Source organism: Flavobacterium omnivorum, assembly GCF_900099915.1.
Taxonomy (GTDB): Bacteria; Bacteroidota; Bacteroidia; order Flavobacteriales; family Flavobacteriaceae; genus Flavobacterium; species Flavobacterium omnivorum.
The window spans coordinates 14,669-27,515 of record NZ_FNDB01000007.1 but is presented as its reverse complement, the minus strand read 5'-3'; the positions used below and the strand labels follow the sequence as shown (position 1 = coordinate 27,515).

The 12,847-nt window shown below is 35.1% G+C and carries 10 protein-coding genes; 2 read left to right on the top strand and 8 right to left on the bottom strand.

Going from position 1 to position 12,847, the window contains the following annotated elements; translation table 11 throughout:
• Positions 1-31: 31 nt before the first annotated feature.
• The gene (locus BLS90_RS08880) at positions 32-415 is read left to right on the top strand and encodes a DUF983 domain-containing protein (protein WP_091257306.1); all 384 of its coding nucleotides are present in this window, start codon (positions 32-34) and stop codon (positions 413-415) included.
• 2 nt (positions 416-417) lie between these two features.
• Here BLS90_RS08880 and BLS90_RS08875 read toward each other — a convergent pair whose 3' ends face one another.
• The 8 genes from BLS90_RS08875 to BLS90_RS08840 form a co-directional block, all read right to left on the bottom strand.
• Positions 418-1,470 (bottom strand): NAD(P)/FAD-dependent oxidoreductase, encoded by a 1,053-nt coding sequence (locus BLS90_RS08875; RefSeq protein ID WP_091257305.1) that lies wholly within the window; start codon positions 1,468-1,470, stop codon positions 418-420.
• Positions 1,471-1,569: 99 nt separating this feature from the next.
• Positions 1,570-2,460 carry a type IX secretion system ring subunit PorN/GldN gene (gene porN / locus BLS90_RS08870; RefSeq protein WP_091257395.1) on the bottom strand — a complete coding sequence of 297 codons (891 nt, stop codon included), beginning with the start codon at positions 2,458-2,460 and terminating at the stop codon, positions 1,570-1,572.
• A 47-nt stretch (positions 2,461-2,507) separates the two neighbouring features.
• Positions 2,508-4,052 (bottom strand): type IX secretion system motor protein PorM/GldM, encoded by a 1,545-nt coding sequence (gene porM, locus BLS90_RS08865; protein WP_091257304.1) that lies wholly within the window; start codon positions 4,050-4,052, stop codon positions 2,508-2,510.
• A gap of 46 nt (positions 4,053-4,098) precedes the next feature.
• Positions 4,099-4,746, bottom strand: a complete 648-nt coding sequence (porL, locus tag BLS90_RS08860) for a type IX secretion system motor protein PorL/GldL (protein ID WP_091257303.1) — start codon at positions 4,744-4,746, stop codon at positions 4,099-4,101.
• A gap of 40 nt (positions 4,747-4,786) precedes the next feature.
• Positions 4,787-6,193, bottom strand: a complete 1,407-nt coding sequence (porK, locus tag BLS90_RS08855; protein ID WP_091257302.1) for a T9SS ring complex lipoprotein PorK/GldK — start codon at positions 6,191-6,193, stop codon at positions 4,787-4,789.
• A 127-nt stretch (positions 6,194-6,320) separates the two neighbouring features.
• Positions 6,321-7,472: a formimidoylglutamase gene (locus BLS90_RS08850; protein ID WP_091257301.1), complete on the bottom strand. Its 1,152-nt coding sequence runs from the start codon at positions 7,470-7,472 to the stop codon at positions 6,321-6,323.
• Between the two features lie 85 nt (positions 7,473-7,557).
• Entirely contained in the window at positions 7,558-10,089 is a 2,532-nt protein-coding gene (topA, locus tag BLS90_RS08845) for a type I DNA topoisomerase (RefSeq protein WP_091257300.1), read from the bottom strand.
• Between the two features lie 234 nt (positions 10,090-10,323).
• Positions 10,324-11,088 (bottom strand): DeoR/GlpR family DNA-binding transcription regulator, encoded by a 765-nt coding sequence (locus BLS90_RS08840; RefSeq protein WP_091257299.1) that lies wholly within the window; start codon positions 11,086-11,088, stop codon positions 10,324-10,326.
• 147 nt (positions 11,089-11,235) lie between these two features.
• On the opposite strand from BLS90_RS08840, the gene BLS90_RS08835 reads away from it, so the two are divergent.
• Positions 11,236-12,819 (top strand): glycerol-3-phosphate dehydrogenase/oxidase, encoded by a 1,584-nt coding sequence (locus tag BLS90_RS08835; protein WP_091257298.1) that lies wholly within the window; start codon positions 11,236-11,238, stop codon positions 12,817-12,819.
• Positions 12,820-12,847 lie beyond the last annotated feature (28 nt).

Below are 12,847 nucleotides of genomic sequence, written 5' to 3'. Positions count from 1 at the left end.
TCCAAAAAAGGAAAAATTAAATTTTTTGCAAATGTTAAAAAAAGGATCCAAATTATATAGCATTTTAACAGGAACTTGTCCTAAATGTCAGAATGAGAGTATGTATTTAGATAAAAATCCACTTCATTTAAATAAAATATTAAAAATGCATGAAAATTGTAGTCATTGCGGCTTACATTATCAAATTGAGCCTTCCTTTTTTTATGGTGCGATGTACGTTAGTTACGGGTTAAATGTTGGCATAGGAATTGCAGCCTTCATTATCTCATTTTTGTTTTTAGGGGCTAGCCTTAAAGTAGCTTTTATAGTAATTATCGCTTCACTTCTTATATCATTCCCATTTGTTTTACGTTGGGCTAGGAACATCTATATTAACATGTTTGTTTCCTACGACCCAAAGAATAAACTGAAATAGTTTTACTTCTTTTCTTTAGTTTTAAATCGTCTAATATCAATAGCAGCATCTAAAGGGACTTGATATTCAATAGAGTCAAACAGTTCTTTTGCCATTGCCGGTCCCAGCATCACACCTCTTGTACCCAAGCCGTTCAAAATATGAATAGTTTGGTGATTTTGTAGCGTTCCTACTAACGGCCGCCTGTCTTTTACCGTAGGGCGAACTCCTGCAAAATGGGCTATAATCTCAAAATCACAGGTTATTATTTCTTGTATTCTTTCTACCAATTCGGTTTTACCTTCTTCTGAAGGCAAATTTGTTTTATCTTTCCAATTATAAGTTGCACCCACCTTGAATAAATCATTGCCAAGGGGTAAAATAAAGACACTCGTATTAACAATTACATCTAAATCTAATTTGGGTGCTTTGATTATAAAAAGCTCGCCTTTTGTACCGTCTAATGGTAAATCCTTAAAATAAGGATTTGCATGCATACCAAAACCCTCAGCAAAAATAATATGCTTCGCCTGAATGTCTTTATAACGAATACCTCTTGTTTCAAGCTGTAAAGCGTCATAAACAAAAGATTCTTCTTGAAAAAGCGAATGTTCGATCAGGTAGGCTCTATATTTTTCTATTAACAAAGCGGTATCCACATAGCCGGTCTGTAAAACTTCACCATATCCATAAGGAGAATCAATTCCAGGATATTTTTTAGAAATTAATTGAGTAGATAAAAAAGGAGCTAGTGCTAGCTTATCAGAAGCCACAAACCAATTATTCTGTTCTTCAACAGAAAAGAATTTCCGTAAGATGGGCCTTTTGAAATCAACGGTGCATTTTAATTTTTCCTCTAAAACAGCATAAAACTGTTCCATTAATTCTAATTGTTCCTTCGCTTTCCAAACTTCACTAAAGCGCTTTAAAATAACTGGATTGTATAGCCCACCAGCAATTTGAGAGGAATTTTGGGAATTATTATCCATGACAAAAATAGATTTGCCATTTTGCAATGCCTTTTCTGCAAAAGAAATCCCTGCTAATCCACTACCTATAATTAAATAATCAATCATATAAAAAGTTCTTTAAAAACCGAATTACAAAGAAAACCCTTTAAAACAAAAAACTCTTACCATTACAGTAAGAGTTTTTAAATATTTTTTTAAAAAAAATCAATAGTTCCACATGTCTGATTCAAAATTCCGAATTTTATCCTTCACTCTCTCGGATTCCAAAAGCTGATTTTGTGCATTATCTTTCATGTATTCTTCAATAGATCTATCTCCATATACATTTTCTTCTTTATAAATAACCGCGTTAAAACGTCTTGAATTTAATATTTGGTCAAATGAAACGGGCATTGCTGAATTTTTATCATTGAAAGCTTTTGCTTCATGCAAAACCTCTCTAGCAGCAGGAAAAAAGATCCAAAATAGTTCAATATAATCTTTTTCATCACTGTTGACTGTGTAAACATCTGGAGTAACAGGACACAATCCTAACAAACGATATTTCAATTCACTTTGACGCTTGTCAAAATACCAATATCCTTTAATTTTATATTGTGTTACATCTTGCGCTGCTAAATCTGTTCTCAAAATATATTCATCAGAAATTTGATTTCCAGCGTTAATTTGTTCTCTACCCGCATCCGTCGTATCAATTCTTGTTAACGAACCCTGAATATCTTGCAACGATTTCTTAGTGTTAAAATAACTATCAGTATACACTTCCGTTATTTCACCATTTTTCATTGCTTTGGTCAACACATCATAAAGAGACCTTCTGTCTGACCCAATGTTTGCGGTATCAATTGGAAAGTACAAGGCAAAATTAATTTTTTCGCTCAAGTCTATAATTTCCCAAGTAGTCTTTCCCATCAAAACATCTCTATCGTGCACATAACCGTAAGCTAAAGGCTTATCGTTATCTGAATCAAGTTGAGCAGCAGTTTTCAGCCCTATTTCTTCTGGAATTTTTGCATTAAGCAGATTGGATTGCGCTACTGACGCAAAACTTCCGGAAATAGAGATAATGGCGATTAAAAAATTTCTTACATTCATCATGTTATCCTTATAAGATATTGAAATAGGTTACCAAAACCTACTTATTATTGTATTTCAAAAATTACTGGAGCAGTTCTTGGCAATAAATAACTACCTGCTCCGACAAGTTTAGTTTTAATTTCAGAGATTGTTACCTGATCTCCTCTTCCTGCTTTGGAAAGAACCGCTTTACATTGTGCATTCAATCTATTTCCTTGAACAACAACTGTAGGTTGACCAGTTACTTTTAAATTAAATCCAACAACATTTAAACCAACTTCAAAATCAAAATCCTCTAATTTTGCTCCAATTGTAGCAATTTCAAGATTAGATTTAGGTCCTTTTACCACACCTGTTTCTCCTCTAATTGTTCCTGTTGGACCTGGAATTCCTTTGATTCTAAATACTTTTTTATCATTTGCAACTTTTCCGTCAGACATTTTACCTGAAACGCTTACTACAACTTCATTACCTCCACCTGGATTCATAACGTATTTGCCATTACCCACCTTTGATAAGCCTGGAGCAGAAGCATTAACAGCATTATCCGGAATACCAGCAAATGAAATCGTCATTGGATTAGATACACCTCTATAAACTACATTCATCTTATCAGCTGAAATTGTAGCAGAATTAGGTCTTGGCACAACAACATATTTTCCAGCGAATTTTAAAGGAATTGTTTTACCATCCTCAACAAAAGTAAATTGTCCCGAAATGTTTTGCTCACCTACTCCTCCTGCGGTTAAAGCTATTTTAGCTTGGCCTGTAGCTGGATCCAATCTTGCACCAGTAACACTAGAAGGTTTAGTATTCTCGTCATAACGACCCAATACTACTTTTCCTGTAACTTGCTCCCCTTGAAAATAAGCATTTTTATCTAATACTACAATAGCTTCATAGTTATTATACGAAGCAGCGGCAACAGCTGCCTTACCTAATGCAGTACTGTAAACATCTGATTCTAATTTTTTAACATCATTCTGCCAAGCAGATAGTTTAGCTAAAGAGGCAACTGCTGGGAAACCTTTGAAATGATAATCTAAATAAGGAACCGGTCTACCGTCTTTATTTTTAACGTCTGACAAACTAAACTTGGCTTCCACTTCAGATAAAATTGGTGCTAATTTCTTATTATCACCTAAAGCCAACTTCATGTCTGCCTTATACTTTTCGAATGTTGCAATAACTTCTTTTCCTTTAGCAGAGTAACCAGCTGGACTGAACCAAAGGTTATCAATATTATCTCCTTTGTCCATCTCTTCATAAGGCAATTTGCCTGTTTCAAGATCCACTTCAGTTCCTACTAAAACTTCCGCTTTTATTTGTCCAATATAATCGTAAAAATTTTTTGTTATCACTTCTACTTTATGAGCTGTTACGGCCGCTGACGTAAATTCCCCACCTGCTTCGGCAGCTTTTGCATCTAATCCCGCTAACATTTGAGCATTTGACTGCACAGCGGAAGAGTTAGAGCCTTCAAATTTTTCGTTCATTAATCCAAAAGCGGATAATACTTCTTTGGACATATTTAATGCTAACATTGCGATAAAAACCAGGTACATTAGGTTAATCATCTTCTGTCTAGGGGTTAGTTTTCCTCCTGCCATATTTTCTAAATAATTAGTTTATTGTTTTTGTATAGTTCGAAACTAATTATCCTTTGTTACTCATTGCAGAAAGCATTCCTCCATATACGTTGTTTAAAGACGAAAGATTAGAAGTCAATGATTGCATTTGATCTTTTAATTTTAAGTTATTTTCAGCAACTTCTTCATTTATTTGGGCGTTTCTAGAAGCACTTTGCAACTGTATTTTATATAAACTATTTAAAGATTCCATTTGGGCTGCAGCCAAAGTTAATTCTTCGCTGTATTTTTTGGTAGAATTAATAGAATCCACAGTTGGAGCAATTCCCTTAGCCGCTGATTCGAAATTTTTAATACTACTTCCTAAACTAGCCATTAATTCCCCATCAATTTTAGCGTCTTTTAACATGGCGTCTAATTTTTGAGATAACATTCCTTGTGCATCGTGTTCAGCTACTACTGGTTTAGCGATAGCAACAGCATTCTTATCTTTAAGTTGTGGGTAAACCATTTCCCATTTATATTCGTCATCAACTGGCTCAAAAGCAGAAAGTGCAAAAATAGCGGCCTCTACAATAAGACCAATAGTAAGCATAAGATTACCCGTAATTGGACCAAATTCAATATGGGTAATTTTGAATAATGCGCCAATGATTACAACCGCCGCTCCCATACCGTACGCGAAATTCATCGCTTTTTTGCCTAATAATGCCATAATAATGTAATTTAAAATTTAATAGATTTGGTTTTTTTGTTTATTTTTTCTTTTTCCCGTTGCCGGTGGTTTGAATTCCCATGTAATCTTGAACGGTTCTAAAACCAATGTAACTTCTGGCTGAATCAGCATATTCATAATCTCTAGTACTTACTTGTAGGAAATAAGCAACGTCTTTCCAAGAACCACCACGAAGTACCTTGCGTTTATTAGAAGCATCAAGTACATTTGGATTCATCGAGGAAACATATTCATAAGCATTTGGATCATAAGAAGAATCCGTCCACTCCGATACATTACCTGCCATGTTATAAAGATTATATCCATTTGGCTCGTAAGATTTAGCTTCAACAGTATACAACGCTTCATCAGCAGCATAATCACCTCTATTTGGTTTAAAATTAGCTAAAAAACAACCTCTATCATTTTTTGTGTAAGGACCACCCCAAGGATAAGTCGCAGACTCGAGACCCCCTCTTGCAGAATATTCCCATTCTGCTTCAGTTGGCAATCGGAAAGAATTAATCAAATCTTGACCTTTCTTTTTTGATTTAACATAACTATTTTTATTTAATGTTCTCCAAGCGCAAAATGCTTTTGCTTGAGTCCATTTCACTCCAACCACTGGATAATCACCATACGCTTTGTGCCAAAAATAATCATTGTGCATTGGCTCATTATAAGAGTAGGCGAAATCCTTAATCCAAACAGTTGTATCTGGATAAACATTAACTTCTTCTGTTTTGATAAAATCTTTTCTTCGTCCTACTTTTGCTTTGGCAGCAGCCTGAATATCCATCCAAGAGTAGCGGAATTTTAATTTATTAACATCGATAGTTCTTAAACCATTGTACGATTCCTCTATTGGAAGGTACATTGAATCCATAACTTCAGCATATTCTGCATCTGGATACAATTTAGTATCTTTAATTAATTTTACTTTTTTGTTCAATTTTCTTCCCGCATAAGGGTCATCAGCAGTTCCTACACTATAATAATTATCATACATGTATTTATCATACGCCGTCATTTTCTCAGAATCAGAATCATTGAAAGCAAAATCACCAATACTTCCAACATTTTTACCTTTAGCGGCTCCTGCATCAGCTGTTTGACCGCTCATATCTGCCATAATTGCCAAACGAACTCTCATGGTAGAGTCTTTTACCCATTCTACAAATTGACGGTATTCACTGTTGGTAATTTCCGTTTCATCCATATAGAATGAACGAACGGTAACCGTTTTTGTAGGAGCATCTTCAACATTAGCTAAATCAGCATCTGATTTACCCATGATAAAAGCACCGCCTGGAATTAATGCCATTCCATACGGCTTCTCAGGATGCCATTTTCCTCCATTAATACCAACTAATTCTCCTTTGTCGCTTGATTTACCACAGCCAATTAAAAGGGTCAAAATTGTCGTAAAAGCTATGAACTTCTTCATATAAATTTGGTTATCTATTCATTATTTTTAAGTGTGTAAACCTATTTATTATTTTTTAGAAAAACAATTTTTTTACACTAAACAAACTGTTTTTTATAAAAAAATCATAAATAAGTAAAAATAGATTCTAAACGATGTTTTTTCTTTGGGCTTTCCACCATCTTTCAGGTAATTCTTGATTGCAAGCCAACAAATATTCATCATAAGAACAGGGTAATAACGTGTTTCTTTTTAATTTATTATTAACATTTGAAATAAATGGAATTTCTATCCACCAGCGATCTGTTTTATCACTTTTATAAAAAACAAGTTCTTGTTCTTCTAGCGGTACATTGTACTTTATATAATTTTCTTTGCTTCCAAATGGATACTCATTCGAACGATAATGAAATCCTTCTATAAAGTACCAAATAATCTGTGCAATAATGACCGATTCTTGTGCCGAATTATTATGGTTGAAAATCCCAAACGAAGAAACCTTGTCGCTTATTCCTGCATAACGGGCCAATGAACAAATTTCTTTTCCGTTAAAACCATTAGGCTGAAACGAAATGAAATTACCAGAATCAGCTGATTTAATGGAATGTAAATCTATACTTACTACATCTGCATCTCTAAACACAGGCTCCGAAATAGAGATGTTATTTGACACTTCCCCTAACCTGTAGGCGTCAAAAAACAATTTCTCTATTAAATCAATTTCCTCCTGTGAATTAAAATACGTTTGATATCCTACATTGCAATAGTTAAAAAGATTGTTAGGCTCGTCAATGATTATTTTAGTCAAATAAGAAGAAGCTGAAACATCTTCATTTTCTTTCCCAAAATCAAATTTAGAATCGATGGAAACTAGGTTAACCATCTGTTCAAGATCATCATATCCTCTATAAATGGCGTAGGTCAAATCCTGAGAACCTCCAATTACTATGGGAGTAATTTTCTTTTTGATCAAGCTCGCAACTACTTTTTTTAGAGCAAAATAAGTGTCTTCAACGGAATTGCCAGGCAGAATGTCCCCTAAATCGGCAATGGACGCATTCCAATTTCCTGGAAAAAGTCCGTATAATTCCTTTCGCACCGGCGTCAAATCACTATCGGAAATAGCGTTATTCGAACCTCGATTTTCCAAAACGCCAATTATTGCAATTTTAATTTTGTTTAAATCTGGGAATTGTTCCGTAGTATGCAAAACTATTTTACTTCCTAATTGCTGAGAAGTTAATCCGTCTAGATATTCTAAGACTTCATTCGCTATCGGTTTTAGAAAATCAAATTCCATTGTATTATTTTTTTTCCTCTCTCCTGCTCAAATTTCGGGATATTGCAAAATTTAAGCAGTCAAGGTGTTATGAATTAAGCGTGCGCTATTTCTTTTTTGCAACTGCTTTCTTTACGACTGCTTTCTTAGCAACTGCTTTCTTAACTGGAGCTTTTTTTGCCACCACTTTTTTAGCTGGAGTTTTCTTAGCAATCATTTCCTGAACTTCGGCTAAGGTCAACTTTGTTGCATCTACCTCTTTACTCAATTCAATTTTGATTTTGCCTTTGGTAATGACAGAGCGTCCCCAACGCGCTTTTTCCACCAAAATTCCTTCTTCCTCCCAATTATGTAAAACCTTATCAATATTTTTCTGCAATTTGTCTTCAATCAAAGCTTCAATATCCTGCTGCGACAAATTATCAAAATCATATTTTTTACTCACATTGATAAACAAACCGTCCCATTTGATAAAAGGACCAAAACGACCTACTCCTTTTTGAACTCCTTCGCCTTTGTAAACCGCTATTGGAGCGTCAGCAAGTGCTTTTTCATCAATTAATTGTTTGGCTCTATCAAAATCTACGTCTAAGGGATTTTCTCCCTTAGGCAAGGAAACAAAAGCTGCACCATGACGAATGTAAGGACCATAACGGCCATTGCTTACCTCTACTTCTTCTTCTTGATAGTTTCCAAGATTTTTTGGCAACAAAAATAAATTCAGCGTTTCCTCCAAAGTAATATTCCCAATATTTTGATCACTCATTAAACTGGCAAATTTTTTCTCTTCATCATCTGGAGCTCCAATTTGAGCCATTGGTCCAAATTTCCCTAAACGTACTGAAACCGGCTTTCCTGTTTTTGGATCGGTTCCTAAAATTCTCTCTCCACTTTCTCGCTCTGCATTAGCCTCTACGTCTTTTACATTTGGATGAAATTTATCATAGAATTCCTTCATCATTGTTGTCCAAACGATATTTCCATCGGCAATTTCATCAAAATCCTGCTCCACTTTGGCAGTGAAATTATAGTCCAAAATGTTTCCAAAATTTTTAACCAAGAAATCTGTTACGATGGTTCCAATATCTGTTGGAACTAATTTTCCTTTATCTGAACCAGTATTTTCTTTAAGCAGCTTTTCGCCTACTTTACCTGACTGAAATGTCAGTTGTGTATAATTTCTTTCTTGTCCATCAAGATTTCCTTTCTCCACATAATTTCTGTTTATAATGGTAGAAATCGTTGGAGCATAGGTAGAAGGACGGCCAATTCCTAATTCCTCAAGTTTTTTTACCAAAGAAGCTTCAGTATATCTTGCTGCAGCTCGAGAATATCGCTCCGTAGCTGTGATGTAATTATTCTGTAATTTTTCATTGACTTTCATGGCTGGCAACATGCCTTCTTGCTCTTCTTCATCGTCATCATGCCCTTCCAAGTATACTTTTAAAAATCCTTCAAAAAGTAAAACTTCTCCAGATGCCGTGAATATTTCACCGTGATTATTTGCTTCAATTTTCACGTTAGTACGTTCTAACTGTGCATCGCTCATTTGCGAAGCCAAGGTTCTTTTCCATATCAAATCATACAAACGCGCTTGATCTCTATCGATATCCACGGTATGACGGGACATATCCGTTGGACGAATTGCCTCGTGTGCTTCTTGAGCTCCTTTACTTTTATTCACAAAAGTTCGAGGCTTAGAAAATTCTTTTCCGTAGGATTTGATAATTTCAGCCTGAGCAGCTTCCATCGCATCTTTAGATAAATTCACACTATCCGTTCTCATATATGTAATGAGTCCAGCTTCATACAAACGTTGTGCTAATTGCATAGTAATTCCAACTGGCAGATACAATTTTCTGGCCGCTTCTTGTTGTAAAGTCGAAGTCGTAAATGGACCTGTTGGTGTTTTTTTGGTAGGCTTTGTTTCTAAGTCAGCTACCTTATATGTAGAACCTATATTTTTCTTTAAAAAGTCTTCCGCTTCTTTTTTGGTGTTGAGATTTTTAGGCAGTTTAGCTTTAAATGACTTTCCAGCTTCGTTAGTAAACTCAGCTACAACAGAATAAGTCGCAATGGCTTTGAAATTTTGAATCTCTCTTTCACGCTCTACGATTAAACGAACAGAAACGGATTGCACGCGACCCGCAGAAAGCCCTCCTTTTATTTTTCTCCACAGTACAGGCGATAATTCATAACCTACTAATCGGTCTAAAACCCGACGGGCTTGTTGCGCATTAACTAAATTATAATCGATTTCTCGTGGATTATCAATCGCTTTTAGGATTGCGGTTTTGGTAATTTCGTGAAAAACAATACGCTTTGTTTTGGTTTTGTCTAATTTTAATTCTTCGGCTAAATGCCAAGAAATAGCCTCACCCTCGCGATCCTCATCACTTGCTAACCAAACCATTTCAGCTTTTTTAGCTAGTCCTTTTAATTTAGTAACCAACGCTTTTTTATCAGCAGAAACTTCGTATTTAGGTTTGAAACCATTTTCGACATCTACTCCAATTTCTTTGGATGGTAAATCGGCAATATGTCCATAACTCGACTCTACCTGAAAATCACTTCCTAAAAATTTTTCGATTGTTTTCGCCTTTGCAGGTGACTCCACTATAACTAAATTCTTTGCCATATCCCGATTGTTTATGTCGGCAAAAGTATATGATTTTTTTAAATTTTAAGTTTTTTAAATTTTAAAAGTCATTATAATCGTTGAATTACAGGTTTTGAATGATTTGAATTCCAAATTTTAAAAACAAAAAAATTAATCCTGTTTAATTAACAATTTATCATTTTTGTGGTTTGTTACCTAAAGTCGGATGCAATTATAAACATTAACATAAATCCTTTTTTTAAGCTAAATTCTCTACACAACCACCACATTTAAACCTAGGTCCTCCAGTTTCGTTTTAGTTTCGATATCGATACCAGAGTCCGTGATTAAAACATCAATTTTTTCGACATTACAAATTTTTCCAAAACCTCTGACATTCATCTTAGTCGAATCTGCTAAAACGATAACCTTCTCAGCAACATCAATCATCGCCTGATTCAAATGCGCTTCCATTGCATTTGACGTACTTAAACCAAACTCCAAATGGAGACCATCAGTACCAATGAATAATTTATTACACGAAAACTGACTCAAAATACCTTCCGCAATAGCGCCTACAACTGACGTCGATGCTTTTCTAATATCCCCTCCTAACTGTATGGTGTCAATTTCCGAATGTTTGCAAAGTTCTAAAGAAACTTTAAGCGAAGGAGTTAGAACGGTCAATTTCTGAAACCCGCCCATCATTTTAGATAAATTATGAATTGTTGTTCCAGAACCCATAATAATGTAATCATTTTCTTTGATATAATCCAAAGCTGCTTTTGCAATAAGCTTCTTTTGTTCAACCTGAAGTAATTCCTTATCACTTACGTTTCTTTCGAAAGCATAAATGGGCTGTTTGCTCGCGCCTCCATGGGTACGGTGCAACAGATTTTTATTTTCTAAGAAACTTAAATCCTTTCTTATCGTTACCGATGAAACTTTATGCGCTTCACACATTTCCACCACATTGACATATCCTTTTTGATTTAACTCCTCCAAAATAAGTTCCTGTCTGATATTGATTATAGCCATAGTACTGTTTAAATATTAAAATAAAGATAGGTATTCTTTTAGAAATAAAAAATAAAATCAGTTATTTCGAATAGTTTCACTTTGTTTCGATTTATTTCGTTATGTTTGTAAAACGAAAACATTAGGTTACGATATAAAAATAATAAAATGAAAAGATCAGAACAATTAACTCAACTTGCACAAACCAAAAATTGGGATGTAATCATTATTGGTGGAGGTGCTAACGGATTAGGCATTGCATTAGATGCAGCCAGCAGAGGTTTCAAAACCATCTTGTTGGAATCTATTGATTTTGCCAAAGGAACCTCCAGCCGAAGCACAAAGTTAGTTCATGGTGGGGTTCGGTATTTAGAACAAGGAGATATTGCTTTGGTACGTGAAGCTCTAAAAGAAAGAGGTTTAATGGCTCAAAACGCCGGCCACTTGGTAAAAAATCAATCCTTCGTGATTCCAAATTACAATTGGTGGGGTGGTTATTTCTATACCGTTGGGCTTACTTTATATGACATGTTAGCAGGACGATTAAGTTTAGGCGCTTCTAAATATGTTTCCAGAAAAAAAACAATCGAATTACTTCCGACCATTACACAAAAAGGATTGGTAAGCGGCGTAGTATATCAAGACGGACAGTTTGATGATTCCCGTTTAGCGATCAACATTGCGCAAACTGCAGTTGAAAATGGAGCTACGCTATTGAATTATTCAAAAGTAACTAACTTATTGAAAGATGATAAGAACCAAGTTATAGGAGTAGAATTTGAAGATAAAGAAACCGGCACTAAATATGAACTAAATGGAACTGCGGTTATTAATGCTACGGGAGTTTTTACCAATTCAATCATGAAAATGAATGATTTGGAATACAAAAAATATATCGTTCCAAGCCAAGGAATTCACTTGGTTTTTGACAAATCATTCTTGCCAAGTCAGCACGCCTTAATGATTCCAAAAACAAGTGACGGACGTGTTTTATTTGCCGTGCCATGGCATGATAAAATTGTGGTAGGAACCACCGATACCTTGGTTAAAAAATCGAGTCTGGAACCAATTGCCTTGGAGGAAGAAATTGATTTTGTTTTAGAAACTGCCCAAAGATTTCTAGAGAAAAAACCAACAAGAGGTGATGTTTTATCTGTTTTTGCAGGATTAAGACCTTTAGCAGCACCTGAAAAGAAAGGCCAAAGTACCAAAGAAGTTTCAAGAAGCCATAAAATAATTGTTTCGGATACCGGATTAATTACCATCACCGGAGGAAAATGGACTACATACAGAAAAATCGCCGAAGACGTTATTGGCAAAGCAATCAAAGTACATAATTTACCTAAAAACGGATGTAAAACGGAACACATCGCTATCCACGGAAATAAAGCAACCTCAGTAACAGACCGGGAAAATCATTTATACATTTATGGAACTGACATTCCTAAAATACTAAAATTACAGGAAGACGAGCCTATATTGAAAGAGAAACTACATCCTGACTATGATTACACCATGGCCGAAGTGGCTTGGGCCATTCGTTTCGAAATGGCCAGAACCATTGAGGATGTACTGGCTAGACGTGTACGACTTTTATTTTTAGACGCCAGAGCAGCAATTGATTCTTCTGAAAAAGTTGCTCAATTATTAGCCAAAGAATTAGTCCATGACACTACTTGGGCTCAAGCTCAAGCAGCTGAATTTAGAACTCTCGCCAACGGTTTCCTTTTAACAGAATTTCAAGTAAAATAATCTATAACCCTATTAACATAAAAAACGC